The 16,873-nt window shown below is 66.5% G+C and carries 15 protein-coding genes; 12 read left to right on the top strand and 3 right to left on the bottom strand.

Going from position 1 to position 16,873, the window contains the following annotated elements; translation table 11 throughout:
- Positions 1 to 36 precede the first annotated feature (36 nt).
- Complete coding sequence (locus B0G38_RS01380) at positions 37 to 651, top strand: SRPBCC family protein (protein WP_264667772.1); 615 nt, start codon at positions 37 to 39, stop codon at positions 649 to 651.
- On the opposite strand, the gene B0G38_RS01375 is transcribed toward B0G38_RS01380, so the two are convergent.
- Together B0G38_RS01375 and B0G38_RS01370 are read right to left on the bottom strand one after the other, a co-directional pair.
- The gene (locus tag B0G38_RS01375; protein WP_264667771.1) at positions 638 to 1,744 is read right to left on the bottom strand and encodes a phosphate ABC transporter substrate-binding protein PstS; all 1,107 of its coding nucleotides are present in this window, start codon (positions 1,742 to 1,744) and stop codon (positions 638 to 640) included. The genes B0G38_RS01380 and B0G38_RS01375 overlap by 14 nt on opposite strands.
- A gap of 79 nt (positions 1,745 to 1,823) precedes the next feature.
- Positions 1,824 to 3,347, bottom strand: a complete 1,524-nt coding sequence (locus tag B0G38_RS01370; RefSeq protein WP_264667770.1) for an FAD-dependent oxidoreductase — start codon at positions 3,345 to 3,347, stop codon at positions 1,824 to 1,826.
- 117 nt (positions 3,348 to 3,464) lie between these two features.
- Here B0G38_RS01370 and B0G38_RS01365 point away from each other — a divergent pair, with 117 nt between their 5' ends.
- From B0G38_RS01365 to B0G38_RS01355, 3 genes are all read left to right on the top strand, one after another.
- Complete coding sequence (locus tag B0G38_RS01365; RefSeq protein ID WP_264667769.1) at positions 3,465 to 4,028, top strand: cysteine hydrolase family protein; 564 nt, start codon at positions 3,465 to 3,467, stop codon at positions 4,026 to 4,028.
- A gap of 80 nt (positions 4,029 to 4,108) precedes the next feature.
- Complete coding sequence (locus tag B0G38_RS01360) at positions 4,109 to 4,351, top strand: DUF2630 family protein (RefSeq protein WP_413542010.1); 243 nt, start codon at positions 4,109 to 4,111, stop codon at positions 4,349 to 4,351.
- Between the two features lie 38 nt (positions 4,352 to 4,389).
- Positions 4,390 to 5,160 carry an MBL fold metallo-hydrolase gene (locus B0G38_RS01355; RefSeq protein WP_264667767.1) on the top strand — a complete coding sequence of 257 codons (771 nt, stop codon included), beginning with the start codon at positions 4,390 to 4,392 and terminating at the stop codon, positions 5,158 to 5,160.
- A gap of 25 nt (positions 5,161 to 5,185) precedes the next feature.
- On the opposite strand, the gene ku is transcribed toward B0G38_RS01355, so the two are convergent.
- Positions 5,186 to 6,118: a non-homologous end joining protein Ku gene (gene ku, locus B0G38_RS01350; RefSeq protein ID WP_264667766.1), complete on the bottom strand. Its 933-nt coding sequence runs from the start codon at positions 6,116 to 6,118 to the stop codon at positions 5,186 to 5,188.
- Between the two features lie 69 nt (positions 6,119 to 6,187).
- Here ku and B0G38_RS01345 point away from each other — a divergent pair, with 69 nt between their 5' ends.
- The 8 genes from B0G38_RS01345 to B0G38_RS01310 all read left to right on the top strand — a co-directional run bounded on the left by B0G38_RS01345 (position 6,188) and on the right by B0G38_RS01310 (position 16,870).
- A complete protein-coding gene (locus B0G38_RS01345) occupies positions 6,188 to 8,719 on the top strand; it encodes an ATP-dependent DNA ligase (RefSeq protein ID WP_264667765.1) in 2,532 nt (843 codons plus the stop codon).
- 58 nt (positions 8,720 to 8,777) lie between these two features.
- A complete protein-coding gene (locus tag B0G38_RS01340) occupies positions 8,778 to 11,183 on the top strand; it encodes a phosphoketolase family protein (protein ID WP_264667764.1) in 2,406 nt (801 codons plus the stop codon).
- A gap of 102 nt (positions 11,184 to 11,285) precedes the next feature.
- The gene (locus tag B0G38_RS01335; protein WP_264667763.1) at positions 11,286 to 12,353 is read left to right on the top strand and encodes a LacI family DNA-binding transcriptional regulator; all 1,068 of its coding nucleotides are present in this window, start codon (positions 11,286 to 11,288) and stop codon (positions 12,351 to 12,353) included.
- A 10-nt stretch (positions 12,354 to 12,363) separates the two neighbouring features.
- Positions 12,364 to 13,125 (top strand): alpha/beta hydrolase family protein, encoded by a 762-nt coding sequence (locus B0G38_RS01330; protein ID WP_264667762.1) that lies wholly within the window; start codon positions 12,364 to 12,366, stop codon positions 13,123 to 13,125.
- Between the two features lie 50 nt (positions 13,126 to 13,175).
- Positions 13,176 to 14,093 (top strand): carbohydrate kinase family protein, encoded by a 918-nt coding sequence (locus tag B0G38_RS01325; protein ID WP_264667761.1) that lies wholly within the window; start codon positions 13,176 to 13,178, stop codon positions 14,091 to 14,093.
- 29 nt (positions 14,094 to 14,122) lie between these two features.
- Positions 14,123 to 14,926: an HAD family hydrolase gene (locus tag B0G38_RS01320; RefSeq protein ID WP_264667760.1), complete on the top strand. Its 804-nt coding sequence runs from the start codon at positions 14,123 to 14,125 to the stop codon at positions 14,924 to 14,926.
- A 13-nt stretch (positions 14,927 to 14,939) separates the two neighbouring features.
- Complete coding sequence (locus tag B0G38_RS01315; protein WP_264667759.1) at positions 14,940 to 15,752, top strand: glycerophosphodiester phosphodiesterase; 813 nt, start codon at positions 14,940 to 14,942, stop codon at positions 15,750 to 15,752.
- Entirely contained in the window at positions 15,749 to 16,870 is a 1,122-nt protein-coding gene (locus B0G38_RS01310; RefSeq protein WP_264667758.1) for a glycerate kinase, read from the top strand. Before B0G38_RS01315 ends, B0G38_RS01310 begins: the two co-directional genes overlap by 4 nt.
- The last annotated feature ends 3 nt before the right edge of the window (positions 16,871 to 16,873 follow it).

The following is a 16,873-nucleotide window of genomic DNA, read 5'->3' as shown; positions in this document are numbered from 1 at the left end:
CGCCAAATCGGACCGCTGGAAGAAGAAGGTTGAATCATGGCCAAGATCGAGCAGACAGTCGAGATCGCCGCCCCGGCAGCCGAAGCCTACCGCGAGTGGGCCAGGTTCGAGGCATTCGGGCTCTTCATGCATGGCGTGGTGCGGGTCATCCGGGAAGATGACGTGACCCACCATTGGACCACCAAGGTCGGTGGAGTCCGGCGGGAGTTCGAGACGAAGATTACCGAGGAGCTACCGGGCCAGCGCATGGCCTGGGAAACCGTGGAAGGGGTGCCGCACCAGGGCTCGGTGGAGTTCCTTGAACTCGATCCCGGCCGCACACGGATGGTCGTGCGGATCGACTGGCATCCCGGGTCGATGCTGGAAAAGGCCGGGGCCACCCTGGGTTCGGACCACCGCGAAGTGCGCAACGAGCTGTGGCGGTTCAAGCAGTATGTGGAGACCGGCGGCGCGGAAACCCACCATCCTGCCTCCGAGCACGGCCTGGGCAGTCGGGACTACTATGGCGGCACCGCCGGCGGCGGGTTCCCGCCGGGGTTCACCGAGCAGCACGATATACCGGTTCAGGACCCTGCCGCAGGCAAGGACCAGCCGGCCGGCGGCAGTCCGGAGACCGGAGAGTCGACGGAGGCAGGATCTAGCGGGCGCTGATTCTTTCCACCGACTCGATGGCCCGCTCCGAGAGCCGCTCCGAGATCGGGGCGCTCTTGGCCGAATCGGCCGCAACAGCCTGGCCTTCCGGGCTGAGGACATACTTGGCGAAGGTCTTGATCAGTTCGATCTTTTCCGGATCATCGTAGGCTGTGCACCAGACGTGGTAGGACACCAGCAGCAGCGGGTAGGCGCCTTCGGCCGTGGTGGTCCGGTCAAGTTCCAGTGCGAGGTCGTACTCCGGGCGCCCCTCTGCCGGTTCGGCCTCGTCGAGGGCGATGGCCGCGCCCTCGGAGCTGACCGGCACGTAATCGTCGCCGACTTTGAGGTTTACTTTGCCCAGTGGGGGTCCGACCGCAGAATCATCTGCGTAGGTCACAGCGCCTTCGGTACGGGCGACCATGCTGACCACGCCGGTATTGCCCTGGGCGTTCTCCGCAACAAATTCCGACGGGAAGGCGTCACTGGGTTCGGCCGTCCAGACATCCGGAGCCACGGCATGCAGGTACTCCGTGAAGTTTTCGGTGGTTCCCGAATCATCGCCGCGGCTCACCCGCGTGATGCGCAGGTCAGGCAGCTTCACGCCGGGGTTCTGCTCGGCGATGGCAGGGTCGCTCCAGTTCGTGATCTCGCCCTTGAAGATCCCCGCTATCGTGGCCGCGTCCATGTTCAGTTCTGTGATGCCGGGTAGGTTGAAGCCGACGGCGATGGGGGAGACGTAGGCGGGGACGTTGAACGCGCCTTCGGGGCCACAAACCTCCTTGGCGCGTTCCATCTCCTCGGCGTCAAGGTAGGCGTCCGATCCGGCAAATTCCACGGCACCGGCCAGGAATGCGGTCCGGCCGGCACCGGAACCATCCGGGGAGTACTGGACCTGCGCCTTAGGATGAAGCAGGTTAAAGCCCGCGCGCCAAGCATCCATCGCCGCGTTCTGGGCGGACGAACCGGAGCCCGAAAGGGTTCCGGTCAGATCGGAACCGTGCTGGGCAGCGGCTTCCTGCTCCGGTCCCAGCGGATAGTCGGAGCCGCAGGCCGTCAAGGCCAGCAGGGCAGCAGAGGTCAGGGCCAAGGTGGGGAAAAGTCGGGGAGCCATCCTCTTTAGGGTAACCGGGAACGAATCGTGCACAAAGATGGCTCCCTCCGACGTCGGATAGGGCAAATGGGTTTCCTGCTTACTTCTTATCCAGATCCCGCGTGGCTGGGCCTTCCAGCACAGTGCCGTCGGCGCTGAAACGCGAGCCGTGCAGCGGGCAGTCCCAGGTGCATTCGGCGTCGTTCCAGGACAGCACCCCGCCCAGATGTGTGCAGACCGCACTCACCCGCCGGGTATTGCCATCCACGGTACTCACGCCCACCGGCCGGGCATTGTCCCGAACCACCGTGCCCTGGCCTTCCGGCGGTGCGGTTTCCGAGGTGCGGACCAGTCCGCCGAGCCAGCCGCTGACCAGTTCCACGCCCACGGCTGCATTGGTCTGGACCGTGGAGAAGGCATCCTGCGGGGCCACCCGCGTCTTGTACAGTGCCCTGGCCCAGGGCTTGGCCCCTTCGAGGATTAGCGAGGTCAGCGACAGCGCGGCCGCCACCGAATTGGTCATGCCCCATTTGTTGTAGCCTGTGGCCACGTAGATACGGTCCTCCGCAAAGGACAGCTTGCCCACGTAGGGCACGGCCCCGTCCGGTTTGTAGTCCTGCGCGGACCAGCTGTGCGTCAGATCGGCGCCAGGGAATGTGTTCTGCGCCCAGCGGACCAGATCCTCCAGCTGTCCTTTGGTGTGCTGCTGCCGGCCCACGCTGTGCCCGTTGCCGCCCACGATCAGGACCTGCCGGCCGGCGTTCTCGGCGGTGCGTAGGGATCTGGCGGGGGAATCGATCGAGAGGTACATGCCCTCGGGAATGGGGCCGGGCACATTGAAAGCGGTGGCGTAGGACCGCTGGGGCTTGAGTAAGCCGAAATGGCCGCCGCGGTTCAGGATGGGCGTGCCGGTGGCCAGGACAACATGGTCCGCGGTCACCTGGCCGGCCTCCGCGTGGACGGTGAGTTTGCGGCCCGCGCTGCCGCCGGCCGCCTGCTTGGATCCGGACGTAGCCCGGGTGCCGGTGACGTTGGTGACGCGTACCCGTTCAACCAGGACGCCGCCGCGTTCACGTAGTTCCGCGGCCAACCCGGCGAGCACTTGAAGCGGGTGGATCTGGGCCTGGCCAGATAGCCGGATGGCTCCGGCAATCGGAAAGGGTAGCTCCGCGGACGTGTCCACGTACTCCACCCCGAGGCCGGCTTCGGCGCTGGCCTCCAACTCCTTCTTGAGGTCATCGACCCCTTTGCCCGTGTTGGCATAGGTATAAGCGTCACGGCGCTGGTAATCGATTCCGTGTTCCTCGGCGAAGCGCAGAAGCCAGGACTGCCCTTCGCGCTGGGCATCCACGTAGGCACGCGCAGTCTCGGCGCCGTGGTGGGAGCTGATGCTGGACATCTGCCGGCCCTGCAACAGGGAGACCTTCGCGGTGGTGTTGCCGGTGGTGACGGCCCCGGTGCTGCGGGCCTCAAGTACGGCTACCCGGTGCCCGGCCCGCGCCAGCAGGACGGCGGTGGTCAGGCCGGTTATGCCGGCACCGACAATCACGCTGTCATATTCGGTACCGGGCTCGTAGAAATCCGAGGCGATGTCCGGCGCCGTGTCTAGCCAAAGGGATTTCATGGTGATCCTTTCCGCTGCTAACTCCACCCCACCTTGTTGCGTGGCTTCCGTCAAGAGATCAGTAAGCTTACTTTCAATACAGACCGCAAAAGAGGTTTCGGGAGGCCGGGCTACGTTATGAATACCGCTGTACTGATCATCGACATGCAGAACGCCTATTTCGAGGATCCCGCCCTGGGAGAACGGCAGGGACAGTTGGTCGATGCCTGCAACCACCTCATCGGGCAGGCGCAAAAAGCCTCGGTTCCCGTGTTGATGGTGTGCACCGAACACGAGCGGGATAAATCCACCTGGACCCTGAGCATGCTCGAGGATGACCAGGGCTTCATCTTCTCCGGCAGTGAGCAGGCCGCGTTCCTCCCGGGGCTGCGGTATGAGAATCTGCCGCGGATGGTCAAGACGCGGGACAGTGCTTTCCAGGGCACCGACTTGCTGCTGCGGCTACGCAATTTCGGAGCGGCGCAGTTGGTGCTGGCCGGGGTTTCCATCCACAATTGTGTGGCCCAGACCGCGGCCGATGCCTTCGCCAATAACTTCAAGGTGGCCTATGCCGCGGATGCCATGGCCTCGAACAGGGACGACTACGGACATATGGTGCGCAAGGTGCTCAGCGAGGAATACCGCCAGCCCATCCTTGATGCGGCAGGAGTGGACCGCCTGCTGGCCGGCGGAGATGTGTAGGTCAGCTCCCGGCTATGGTCTGCGGTGCAAATGCTCAGTAGCCTGAGAGTCGACGCCAACTACTGCAGGAGGTAATGGACATGGACCAGGAAATCCACCGCCGGATCGAAGAGCTCATTGAAGAGGAGCAGCAACTCCGCGAGGGCGGCATCGTGGACAACGAGCAGGCAGAGGCACGGGCAAGGGAGCTCGCGCGGCTGGAAGAACAGCTGGACCAGTGCTGGGATCTGCTGCGCCAGCGCCGGGCCAAGCGCCGTGCCGGCGAAGACCCCGACGAGGCCCACACCCGCCCGGTTGAGGAAGTGGAGGGTTACCGGCAGTAGCACTGGCCAGGGCACTCCCGGGGCGGCATGGTGGAGGTATGAATAAATTAGCACTCACTCATATCGGCGGTCCCACGGCGTTTTTCAAGCTCGGCGGATGGACCTTCCTGACCGACCCGACCTTTGACCCGCCCCAGGAGTACCCCACTCCGGCCGGAACCCTCGTGAAGACCTCCGGCCCCGCCGTCGAACTCGCTGACCTGCCCGGCGTGGATGTCGTCCTGCTGTCCCATGACGAGCATGCCGACAACCTGGACAACTCCGGGCGCAAGCTGGTCGAATCGGGCGGGTGCACCGTCTTTGGTACGCCTGAGGCCGCCGGGCGCATCCCGGCCGTCACCGGCATGTCGGCCTGGGAGGAAACCACGCTGCAAGCCGCCGGCAAGCAGGACCTCACCATCACGGCCGTTCCCGCCCTGCACGGTCCCGAAGGCTGCGAGCCAGTCACGGGTACAGTGACCGGTTTCGTGCTGTCCGGGGCCGACCTGCCCACGGTTTACGTCAGCGGCGACAACGCCTCGGTGGCTGTGGTGGGGACCATTGCGGAGCGGTTTGCCCCCGTGGACGTGGCAGTGCTCTTCACCGGCGCGGCGCGGATCGGGATTTTCGACAACGCTCCGCTGACCCTCACGGCCGGGGCCGCGGCCGAGGCGGCGGCGAAGCTCCGGACACCGGCGGTCGTGCCGGTCCATGCCGAGGGATGGACGCACTTCAGCGAGGGCCACAAGGAGCTCCGCGCGGAGTTCGCAGCCAAGGGACTCGGCGACTCGCTGCGCATCCCCACCCCGGGACAGGAACTCGTCCTGTAGCGAAAATGGCGTCGTTAGCTGTTCGTCAAGCGCCCTTTTTCGCCTTGGTTTTCGAGGAGGACGTCTTGGCGGCGGACTTCGCGGCCGGTCTTTCCTTGGTGTCCTCCGATTTAGCCGAAGAGTTGGAGGCGGACTTGGCGGCGGCCTTTGGCTTGGATTCCGCGGGCTTCTTGCCTTCGCGGTTCTTCTCGACGCTGCGGCGCAGAGCCTCCATCAGGTCCAGGACCTTGCCGCCTTCTTCCTCGCCCTCTTCGCCGAAGGTTGCCTCAGTGTCCAGGGTTTCGCCCTGCTCGAGTTTGGCCTCGATAAGGGTGCGCAACTGCTCCTGGTACTCGTCCGTGAAGTCCTCGGGCTTGAAGTCGCTGGAGAAGGATTCCACCAGCGCCGCCGACATTTCGCGTTCCTTCGCGGAAACCCGCACGTCCTCCTCGAGCGAGGGGAACGCGGCCTCGCGGACCTCGTCCTCCCAGAGCAGCGTCTGCAGCATCAGCACATCGCCGCGGACGCGCAGCGCAGCCAGCCGGGTCTTCTGCCGCAGCGCGAACTTCACCACCGCGGTCCGGTCCGTGTCCTCCAGCGTCCGGCGCAGCAGCACATAGGCCTTGCTCGATTTGGAATCCGGCTCCAGATAGTAGCTGCGGTCGAACATGATCGGATCGATCTGGTCGCTGGGGACAAACTCCACGACGTCGATCTCGCGGTTCTTTTCCACCGGCAGCGAGTCCAGGTCCTCGTCCGTGAGCACCACGGTCTGCTCGCCGTCGTCGTACGCCTTGTCGATGTCCTTGTACTCGACGATTTCCCCGCACACCTCGCAGCGGCGCTGGTACCGGATCCGCCCGCCGTCCTTCTCATGGACCTGGTGCAGCTTGATGTCATGGTCTTCCGTGGCGCTGTAAAGCTTGACCGGGACGTTGACCAGGCCGAAAGCGACAGCCCCTTTCCAGATGGCTCTCATGGATCAATACAACACCAAGCATGCTGGCAATTACTAGCCATCGGCCACAATATTGGCCAGACTAAGCCTATGGCCCAGACAAGCTCCGGCCAGCGCCAGCTGGTCACGGTGGACGGACACCGGCTGAAGCTGACGAGCCTGGACAAGGTGATTTACCCCGAAACCGGCACCACCAAGGCCGAAGTGCTGGACTATTACTCGCGGATTGCCGAGTACCTGATTCCGCATGCCGCGCACCGGCCGGTCACCCGCAAGCGCTGGGTCAACGGGGTGGGCACGGCGGACAAACCCGGGGAGGTGTTCTTCCAGAAGAACCTGGAGGAACACGCGCCGGCCTGGGTCAAGAGCCACGCCATCGAGCACAAGAGCGGGACCAACGTGTACCCGATGGTCAACGATCTGGCCACCCTCACCTGGCTGGCGCAGATCTCGGCGCTGGAGATCCACGTTCCGCAGTGGAAGTTCGGGCCGCGGGGCAAGATCAACAATCCGGACCGGCTGGTGCTGGACTTGGACCCGGGGGAGGGCGCCGGGCTGGCCGAATGCGCCGAGGTGGCACGGCTGGTCCGCGCCGTGCTGGCCGGGATGGGGCTGGATCCGCGGCCGGTCACCAGCGGCTCCAAGGGCATCCACCTGTATGCCGCGCTGGACGGGAAGCAGACCTCGGAGGAGGTGTCCGCCGTCGCGCATGAACTGGCGCGCGTGCTGGAGGCGGACCACAAGGACCTGGTGGTCAGCGACATGAAAAAGACGCTGCGCAGGGGCAAGGTCCTGCTGGACTGGAGCCAGAACCATTGGAACAAGACCACCATCACCCCTTATTCGCTGCGCGGGCGCGCCCACCCGATGGTCGCCGCGCCGCGCACGTGGGAGGAACTCGATGACCCGGACCTGGCGCACCTGGACTATCTGCAGGTGCTGGAGCGCGTCGCCGAGCTCGGGGACCTGCTCGAAGGCATGGGCTCGGGGACCGCGGACGAGGAATCGCTGGCCGAGGCGGTGGAGGAAGCCGGGGGGGACCCTTCAAACAACGACGGCGGGGCGCGCCGTTCCGGGGCCGCGCACGGTTTCGACCGGCTCACCAAATACCGGTCCATGCGTGACCCGGCCAAAACGGCCGAACCCGTCCCCGAGGCTCCGCCCGTGGACCGCGGCGGCAACACGTTTGTGATCCAGGAGCACCACGCCCGGCGGCTGCACTACGACTTCCGGCTGGAGCGTGAAGGCGTCCTGGTGTCGTGGGCCGTGCCGAAGGGCCCGCCCACCAGCGCGGGCAAGAACCACCTGGCCGTGCAGACCGAGGACCACCCGCTGGAATACGGCAGCTTCGAGGGCACCATCGCCAAGGGCGAGTACGGCGCAGGCGAGGTCTACATCTGGGATTCGGGCACCTACGACCTGGAGAAGTGGCGGGACGGCAAGGAAGTCATCGTCATTCTGCACGGCAAAGAGGGCGGCGGGCTCAGCAAGGACGGCGGTCCCGAGGCGCCGCGGCGCTACGCCCTGATCCACACCGGCGGGGAAAAGGGCGAGAACAACTGGCTGATGCACCTGATGAAGGACCAGAAGCCCGGGACGTACCGGAAAGGCACGCCGCACGGGCGCCAAGGCGATGACCTGGCCAAGGAGGTGGAGCCGACGTTCATCAAGCCCATGCTGGCAACGCAGGGCTCCGCCGCGGACATCACCGCTGAACACCAGTGGGCGTTCGAGATGAAGTGGGACGGCATCCGTGCCATCGCCGTTATCGAGGACCGCGCCGTCCGGCTGATCAGCCGCAACGGCAACGACCTGACCGCCGGCTATCCCGAACTGGCGGACCTGCCGGATCGGGTGCACGCGGAGACGGCCGTGCTGGACGGGGAAATCGTGGCCCTTAACAAGGCCGGCCGCCCGGACTTCGGTCTCCTGCAGACCCGGATGAAGCTGACCAAGAAGCGCGACATCGACCAGGCAGCGGCGCGGACCCCGGTCCACCTGATGCTCTTCGACCTGCTGCAGCTGGACGGCAAATCGCTGCTCCCGCTGGAATACTGCCAGCGCCGCGAGATACTGGCACAGGCCGTGGATGCCGGCGGCGACGGCCACATCCAGGTGCCGCCGGACCTGGACACCTCGCTGCAGGATGCCGTGGACACCAGCAAGGAACTGGGCCTTGAAGGTGTGATGGCCAAGCGGGTAGACAGTACGTACGCGGACGGACAGCGCTCAAGGAGTTGGATCAAGATCAAGAACCAGTTGACGCAGGAAGTGGTCATCGTGGGCTGGCGGCCCGGCAAGGGCAGCCGGGAACGCAAGATCGGCTCGCTGCTGGTGGCCATTCCGGACGGAGCAGACCTGCGTTACCTCGGCCGCGTCGGCTCCGGCCTGACCGAGCGGGACCTGGCGGCCGTGGGCGCGCGCCTGAAGAAAATGGCCCGCAAGACCCCGCCGCTGGACGACGTTCCCGCCGCGGACGCCTCGGACGCCCACTGGGTCAGGCCCGCCCTGGTGGGCGAGGTGCAGTTCAGCGAACGGACCGAAGCCGGCAAACTCCGCCACCCCGTCTGGCGCGGCTTCCGGCCGGACAAGAAACCATCCGACGTCGTGGTCGAGGTCTGATCCGACGTTCCGGCACCACCGTCGCGACACCACCGCACCACCGCCCCAAGGAGGCTCCATGACTGAGAACAATGCAGTGCTGACCACCAATCCGGGCTCGGACCAGCGGAGCCTGGACGGCGTGAACCTGTGGTGGCGGGCGGCCAACTACCTCTCCGCCGGGCAGATCTACTTGCGCGACAATCCGTTGCTGCGCCGGCCGCTGGAACCCGAGGACGTGAAGGCGCGGCTGCTCGGACACTGGGGCACGACGCCGGGGCTCAACTTCATCTACGCCCATCTGAACCGGGTGATCGCCGAACAGGGCCAGGACGTCCTTTTCGTCACCGGCCCCGGCCACGGCGGCCCGGCCAATGTGGCCAACGCCTGGCTGGAGGGTACCTACTCGGAGATCTACACACATGTGGGGAAGGACGAGGACGGACTGCGGGAACTGTTCAAGCAGTTCTCCTATCCCGGCGGCATCCCCAGCCACGCGGCGCCGGAAACTCCCGGCTCCATTAATGAGGGAGGGGAGCTGGGCTACTCGCTTGCCCATGCCTTCGGCGCCGTGTTCGATAATCCGCAACTGATCGCGGCCTGCGTCATCGGCGACGGCGAAGCGGAAACCGGAGCGCTGGCCGCCAGTTGGCACTCAAGCTCCTTCCTGGACCCGGTGCAGGACGGCGCGGTGCTGCCCATCCTGCACCTCAACGGCTACAAGATCGCCAATCCCACGGTGCTGGCCCGGATGCCCCAGGAACAGCTGGCCGCACTGATGACCGGCTACGGGTACGAGCCGATCTTCGTCACCGTGCAGGATCCGCGGGACACCGTGCGCGCCCATGAGGAATTCGCGCACGCCCTCGAGCAGGCCCTGGACGGAATCCGGCAGATCCAGGATCAGCACCGGTCGGACCAGGCCGCGCCGTCGGAATACGCCCCGCGCTGGCCGATGATCGTGCTGCGTTCGCCCAAAGGCTGGACCGGACCCGAAAAGGTGGACGGCAAACCGGTGGAGGGGACCTGGCGGGCACATCAGGTGCCGCTGTCCGAGGTGCGGACCAACCCTGACCATCTGGCCCAGCTACAGAGCTGGCTGCAGTCCTACCGGCCGGACGAGCTTTTCGACGGCGAGGGCCGGCTGCGCGCGGAAATCGCCGGGCTCGCGCCGCAGGGCGACAAGCGGATGAGCGCTACGGCCTATGCCAACGGAGGCCGGCTCCTGCAGGACCTGAAGCTGCCCGCCTACGGTGGGCACGCCGTCGTCGTTAATCAGCCGGGAACCGAGCGCGTGAGTCCAATGAAAAACCTGGGTTCATGGCTGCGCGAAGTGGTGCGGCTGAACCCGGAAAACTTCCGGATTTTCGGCCCGGACGAGACGGCATCGAACCGGCTGCAGGACGTCTACGAGGTCACGGACAAGGTCTGGCAGCAGCGGCTCGACGAGGTGGACGAGCATCTGGGCCGGGCGGGCCGGGTGATGGAAGTGCTCAGCGAAAACCTCTGCCAGGGCTGGCTCGAGGGCTACCTGCTGACCGGGCGGCACGGCGTGTTCAACTGCTACGAAGCTTTTGTGCACATTGTCGATTCCATGTTCAACCAGCATGCCAAATGGCTGCAGGTGCACCGTGAACTGCCCTGGCGGCAGCCGGTGGCGTCGCTGAACTACTTGCTGTCCTCGCACGTCTGGCAACAGGACCACAACGGCTTTTCGCACCAGGATCCGGGCTTCATCGACCACGTGATGAACAAGAAGCCCGAGGTGGTCCGGGTCTACCTGCCGCCGGATGCCAACACGCTGCTCTGCGTCACCGAGCACTGCCTGCGCTCCCGCGACTACGTCAACGTTATTGTCTGCGGGAAGCAGCCGTCGCTGACCTGGCTGGGCCCGGAGGAAGCCCGGAACCACTGCGAACGCGGGATCGGGGTGTGGGACTTTGCGGGCAGCGAGCGTCCCGGCGAGGAACCGGATGTGGTCCTCGGCTGCGCCGGCGACGTGCCCACCGTGGAAGCGGTGGCTGCGGCGGCGCTGCTCCGTGAACAGATACCGGAGCTGAAAGTGCGGCTGGTCAACGTGGTGGACCTGATGCGCCTCCAGGATGCCAAGGAACATCCTCACGGCCTGGAGCACCGGGATTTCGACCGGTTGTTCACTACCGACAAGCCCATCATCTTCGCGTACCACGGCTACCCCTGGCTGCTCCACCGGCTGACCTACCGGCGCACCAACCATGACAATCTGCACGTCCGCGGCTACGTCGAGGAAGGAACCACCACCACGCCGTTCGACATGGCCATGATGAACCGCATTGACCGCTACCAGCTGGCCATCGACGTCATCGACCGGGTGCCTTCCCTGGGTGCATCCCGCACCGGACTGCGCCAGCAGCTACAGGATCTGCGCATGCAGGCACTGCGCCACACCCGTGAATTCGGCGAGGACCCGGACACCATCACCGAATGGATCCTGTCCGCCCAATAAATGTTAAAGGTTTCCGTAGCCTTACCCCTGTCAAATGAACCATGAATGGCTACGCTGTTAGCCAGGGGATTAAATTCTGTTGGGGGAGAAGGCAGACGGACCATGGGGAGTCTATTTAAGCCGACCATCCGCGATGTCGCGGAAAAGGCCGGCGTATCACTGGCGACAGTGTCATATGTGCTGTCCGGCCGCAGCGGCGGGTCAACACGGATCAGCGAACCCACCAAAGCGCGTGTCCTCGAGGCGGCCAAGGAACTGGGCTATGTGGCCAACAGCGCGGCACGCGGTATGCGCCGCGGACGCACGGACACAATTGCCGTGGTCATCGAGAACATGGAGTCGCCGTGGGACCGCGCGCTGGCGGAGACCGCCAACCGGATCCTGCCGGCCCACGGCTACCGGGTGGTGATCCTGCTGGGGCAGGAGGCCTGGCGGAACTTCATGCTCTCCGGCGGAGCCGACGGCGTCATCCTCGGTTTCAGCAACGAAACCGAGGATGAAACCCGGACCATCCTGGACCTCGCCAAACGCGGGGTGGCCCAGGTGGTGGTGTCCCAGTTCCTCGAGCCGCAGGGCTTCGATGTGCTTTCGGTGGACGCCGCCGGCGGGATCGCGGAGGCGGCCGAGTACCTGGGCGGCCGGCATAAACGGATCGGCGTGATCCACCGCGGAACCTCCGCCCCGGGTCCGCGCGGCACCAGGCTGGAACTGTTCCGTACCGCCCTGGAGCAGATCGGCGTGCAGCTCGACGACTCGCTGGTCCGCGCCTCGGGCGGTTCCTGGCGCACGGCCTTCCAAGGCGCGCTGGAACTGCTCTCGCTGCCGGATCCTCCCACCGCATTCTTCACCACGGCTGATCTTGAGGCACTGTGCGTCTCGGGAGCGGCCACGTGGAAGGGGCTGGAAATCCCGGACCAGCTGGAGGTCATCGGGGTGGAGAATTCGCAGCTGGGGAAGAACTCGGATCCCGCGCTGAGCACGGTGGGCCCGGATCCCTCCGAGCACCTGGCGGTGGATCTACTGCTGGCCCGGCTGAAGGGCGAAGCCGGCGAACAAGGACGAAAGGTTCCGGTGCCGTGGAAGATGCGCTTCCGCGGGACCACGCAGCGCCAGGACGCCGAGTCGGGCAACGGAGACAACGGAGTTGTGAGCACCACGGCCGCCACTTAGAGTCCTGCCTATGGACTGCACCAGCTATAGCTACGGACCGGATCCCAGCCAGTACGGCCAGCTGTACCTGCCCGCGCGACGCACACATGACGCCGTCGTGGTTATTATCCATGGGGGCTATTGGCGCTCCCGCTATGGTCTGGACCTGGGCGAGTCGGCGGCCCGCGACCTGGCCTCGCGCGGCTACGTGTGCTGGAACCTGGAATACCGCCGCGCCGGCAACGGCGGCGGCTGGCCCGGAACGTTCGACGACGTGGGGGCCGGCATCGATCTGCTCGCCGAGCTGGGCGGCCGGCTGGCGTTCCCGGTGGAGAACGTGGTGGCGCTGGGTCACTCGGCCGGCGGACACCTGGTTGCGTGGGCCGGCGGCCGTGCGTCGCTGCCCGCCGGGGTGCCCGGAGCGGATCCGGCGGTTGGAATCTCCGCGGTGCTGAGCCAGGCCGGTGTGCTGGACCTGCGGCGAGCCTGGGAACTGGGCCTGAGCGATCAGGCGGTGGAAAACTTCCTGGGCTGCGGCCCGGACGGTGAGCCGCAGCGGTTCCGCTGGGCCGACCCTCTCCAGCAGGTCCCGCTGGCCGTCCCGGTCTACGCGTTCCACTCGGAGACCGACGACGCAGTGCCGGTGGAGCTGTCCGAAAACTATGTGGCCGCGGCCCAAGCAGCAGGCGGCCGCGCGGAACTCGTCAGGGTGCCCGGGGACCACTTCGACATCATCGACCCCGGATCGGCGGCCTTCGAGAAGATCCGCACCGTGCTTCAGACATTGGGCTGACGCCAGGCATACCCCTGCCGCCGACCCGCGTGCTCTGCTACGTTGACACTGTGCTGACAGTTATCGGTGAAGCCCTGGTCGACGTCGTCTCGAGCGATACCTCTGCCGAGCGTGTCCATGTGGGTGGCAGCCCGATGAATGTCGCGGTGGGGCTGGCTCGGCTGGGCCAGCCGGTGCAGTTCGTCGGGCGGTACGGCCGTGATGACCATGGCGCCCGGATCCTCCATCACCTGCGTGCCAACTCGGTGCTCACGCCGCTGGCTGCCGACGGCGAGCCGACCAGCGTTGCCAGGGCGACCCTGGACCGGACCGGCGCCGCGCACTACACCTTCGACCTGCTGTGGGAACTGCCGCCGCTGGAGACGGCCCTGCCGAGGCTGCTCGAGGAAACGCTCTGGCTGCACACCGGCTCGATTGCCGCCATGCTCGAGCCGGGGGCGCACACCGTGCTGGCCACGGTCCAGCGGGCGCATCCGCGGGCCCTGATCAGCTATGACCCGAACTGCCGGCCTACCTTGATCACGGACCGGGACTTCGCCCGCCGGCAGGCCGAGAAGTTCGTGGCGCTGGCCGATCTGGTCAAGGCCTCCGAGGAAGACCTCCGGTGGCTCTACCCGGACCGTCCGGTGGAGGAATCGGCGCGTGAATGGCTGTCCCGCGGACCGGGCATTGTCGTGGTGACCAAGGGAGCCCGGGGTCCGTGGGGCGTGGTGCGCGACGGCGCGGCCGAAGCCCCGGTGCCTGAGGTCGAAGTGGTGGATTCGGTCGGCGCGGGGGACTCCTTCATGGCCGCGCTGCTGGCGGCACTCGTGGAGCGCGGGCTGGCAGGTTCCCGGAGCCGCGAGCATTTACAGCACCTGTCCGCCGATGTCCTGCGGGAAATCCTGGACTTCGCGGCCAGCGCCGCCGCCGTCACCGTTTCCCGCGCGGGTGCCAATCCTCCCACCCGGAACGAACTTGCCCGCTGAAACAGCGGGTGACGCATAGACTGGGCTGTATGCGCTTGATTGCCAGTGATCTGGACGGGACCATCATTGGCCGGGACGGGAAAATCAGCGCCCGCACAGTCCGGGCGTTCAAGGACGCGGCTTCTGCCGGCGTCGAAATTGTCTTTGTCACCGGCCGTCCGCCGCGCTGGCTGGATCCGCTGCGCGAGCAGATCGGCCACGAAGGCACCGTGATTTGTTCCAACGGCGCGGTGGTCTACGACCTGGTCCGCAGCGAGGTCATCTCGGCCAAGACGCTGCCGCACACCAATATCTTCCAGGCCCGCCAGATCATTCTGCGGCTGCATCCGCGCGCTACCTTCGCCGCCGAAACCACCTTCGGCTTCCAGCTGGAACCGGGCTTCGTGGAGCAGGGGTCGGTGGAGCTGCTGGACGGGATCGAGCCGATGCTGCTGGAACAGTCCCTGACGGAAGGGGACGCGGTGGTGAAGTTCCTGGCCCGCGGCCGGGACCTGGATCCGGATGCTTTCCTGGCCGAGGTGCAGGACGCGGTGTCCCACCTCGTAGCAGTCACCCATTCGGCGCCTACCGTAGCTCTGCTGGAGATGGCGCAGCCGGGCATCAACAAGGCCGTGACCCTGGCGGGCTACGCCTCTTCGCTGAACATCGACCCGCAGGACGTGATTGCCTTCGGCGACATGCCCAATGACATCGAGATGCTCGAGTGGGCCGGCCACGGGTACGCCATGGCATCGGGCCACCCCGAGGCGATCGGAGCCGCGCGCTACCAGGCACCGGCTTTCGCCGACGATGGCGTGGCCCAGATTCTCGAAGCCCGTCTCGCCGAGCTGTAGGCGGAGCCGGAAGGTGAGTAGGGATTCCCCGTATCTGCATAACCCGTTCGGGGCTGCAGCCGGCGCCGAACCCTGGCCGGTAGCCTTCGCACACCGCGGCTTCTCGCCCGCCGGACATGAGAATTCGATGGCTGCCTTCCGCGCCGCCGTCGAACTGGGCTACGGGTATGTGGAAACCGACGTGCGTACCACCGCCGACGGCGAACTGATGGTTTTCCACGACGAAACCCTGGACCGGGTCACGGACGGCTCGGGGCCGATCGCGGAGCACACCCTGGCCCAGCTGCGGCAGGTCCGGATCGGCGGCGTCGAGCCGATCCCCACCATGGAGGAACTCCTGCGCGAGTGGCCGGACCTGAAGATCAACGTGGACGTGAAGGAGCGGGCCGGCGGCCCGCTGCTGGCCCGGCTGATCGAGCAGTTCAAGGCCCACGACCGCATCCTCGTCACGTCCTTCTCGGACCGGCGGCGGCTCGGGGTCTTCCGCGGCCTGACCTTGCCCGCGGCCAGTTCCGGCGGCGTCGTAGCGCTGAGCGCACTGGTGGGTTTGGGCCGCGTGGGGCTGACCAGGGCGGTGGGCCGCGCGGCGCGCATGCACGCGGTGCAGGTGCCGGTGGCCTACGGGCGGTTCCGCGTGGTCACCCCGGCCTTCGTACGGCGCTGCCATGCGGCCGGGTTGCACGTGCATGTGTGGACCATCAATGAGCGTGATGAGATGAACCGGCTGCTGGATCTGGGCGTGGACGGAATCATGACGGACCGGGCCGAGGTACTGGCACAGGTGATGGACGAACGCGGTTTCTGGCCGCAGAGGGAGCAGGCATGAAGGTTTTGGTGGCACCGGACAAGTTCAAGGGCACGCTGTCCGCTGCGGAGGCAGCCCAGGCCATGGCGGAGGGCGTGCTGCGTGTCTACCCGGACGCCGAGGTGCGGACCCTGCCGGTGGCGGACGGCGGCGAGGGAACGCTGGAAGCCGCACTGGCTGCCGGCGCCCAGGAGCACACCGGCCGGGTCCGCGGGCCGCTGGACCGCGAGGTCACCGCCTCCTGGGCCATGCTGGACCGCGGCGGCATCAAAACCGCGGTGATCGAGACCGCCCGGGCCTCCGGGCTGCTGCTCACCGAGCCCTCCGTCCAGACCGCGCTGGCTGCGCACTCCTACGGCAGCGGGCAGCTGATCGCCGCGGCCCTCGACGCGGGCGCGGAGGAAATTGTGCTCGGGATCGGCGGTTCCGCAATGACCGACGGCGGCTCAGGTGCCTTGTGCGCGCTGGGTCTGAAGATTTACGACGACGGCGGGGCGCAGGTTCCGCTCGGCGGCGCCGGCCTGGCCACGGCACACCGGATCGATGCCTCCGGCCTGGACGCGCGGCTGGCCTCGGTTGCGGTCCGGATTGCCGCGGACGTGGACAACCCGTTGCATGGTCCCGAAGGCGCCGCGCATGTCTTCGGCCAGCAGAAGGGTGCGGACGCCACCGGCCGGCAGCTCCTGGATGAAGGACTGCAACGGTGGGCGGAACTGCTGCGGACCGAGACCGGGGCCGAGATCAACGTCCCTGGAGCCGGTGCCGCGGGCGGCTTTCCGGCAGGCTTCCTCGGCCTGACCACGGCACGGCTGGAGCGCGGCTTCGATCTAGTGGCCGAACTGACCGGCCTCGATGCTGCCCTGGACGGCGCGGACCTGGTGATCACCGGCGAGGGGTCCATGGACGAGCAGTCGGAATACGGCAAGGCGCCCATGGGTATCGCCGACCGTGCGCACGAGAGGGGAATTCCCGCCGTCGTTGTTGCCGGGAAGATCACCTTGACGCCGGAGCAGCTGGCCGCGCACGGTGTGGAGGCAGCGGTCAGCCTGCTGGACCTTGCCCGCACGCCGGAAGAAGCGTTCGCCCAGGCGGCCAAATACGTTACCTGGGGAACACAGCAGGCCCTCGAGGGAGCGTAAACG

This window comes from Crystallibacter permensis, assembly GCF_025960875.1.
Classification (GTDB): domain Bacteria; phylum Actinomycetota; class Actinomycetes; order Actinomycetales; family Micrococcaceae; genus Crystallibacter; species Crystallibacter permensis.
This window is presented reverse-complemented; position numbering and strand designations above follow the sequence as displayed.

Excerpts from the sequence above, each read along its gene's own strand:
- B0G38_RS01330 (WP_264667762.1), top strand. The coding sequence starts at position 12,364 with ATGGACTGCACCAGCTATAGCTACGGACCGGATCCCAGCCAGTACGGC.
- B0G38_RS01320 (WP_264667760.1), top strand. The coding sequence starts at position 14,123 with ATGCGCTTGATTGCCAGTGATCTGGACGGGACCATCATTGGCCGGGAC.
- B0G38_RS01360 (WP_413542010.1), top strand. The coding sequence starts at position 4,109 with ATGGACCAGGAAATCCACCGCCGGATCGAAGAGCTCATTGAAGAGGAG.
- B0G38_RS01370 (WP_264667770.1), bottom strand. The coding sequence starts at position 3,347 with ATGAAATCCCTTTGGCTAGACACGGCGCCGGACATCGCCTCGGATTTC.
- B0G38_RS01375 (WP_264667771.1), bottom strand. The coding sequence starts at position 1,744 with ATGGCTCCCCGACTTTTCCCCACCTTGGCCCTGACCTCTGCTGCCCTG.
- B0G38_RS01340 (WP_264667764.1), top strand. The coding sequence starts at position 8,778 with ATGACTGAGAACAATGCAGTGCTGACCACCAATCCGGGCTCGGACCAG.
- B0G38_RS01355 (WP_264667767.1), top strand. The coding sequence starts at position 4,390 with ATGAATAAATTAGCACTCACTCATATCGGCGGTCCCACGGCGTTTTTC.
- B0G38_RS01345 (WP_264667765.1), top strand. The coding sequence starts at position 6,188 with ATGGCCCAGACAAGCTCCGGCCAGCGCCAGCTGGTCACGGTGGACGGA.
- ku (WP_264667766.1), bottom strand. The coding sequence starts at position 6,118 with ATGAGAGCCATCTGGAAAGGGGCTGTCGCTTTCGGCCTGGTCAACGTC.
- B0G38_RS01365 (WP_264667769.1), top strand. The coding sequence starts at position 3,465 with ATGAATACCGCTGTACTGATCATCGACATGCAGAACGCCTATTTCGAG.
- B0G38_RS01310 (WP_264667758.1), top strand. The coding sequence starts at position 15,749 with ATGAAGGTTTTGGTGGCACCGGACAAGTTCAAGGGCACGCTGTCCGCT.
- B0G38_RS01380 (WP_264667772.1), top strand. The coding sequence starts at position 37 with ATGGCCAAGATCGAGCAGACAGTCGAGATCGCCGCCCCGGCAGCCGAA.
- B0G38_RS01335 (WP_264667763.1), top strand. The coding sequence starts at position 11,286 with ATGGGGAGTCTATTTAAGCCGACCATCCGCGATGTCGCGGAAAAGGCC.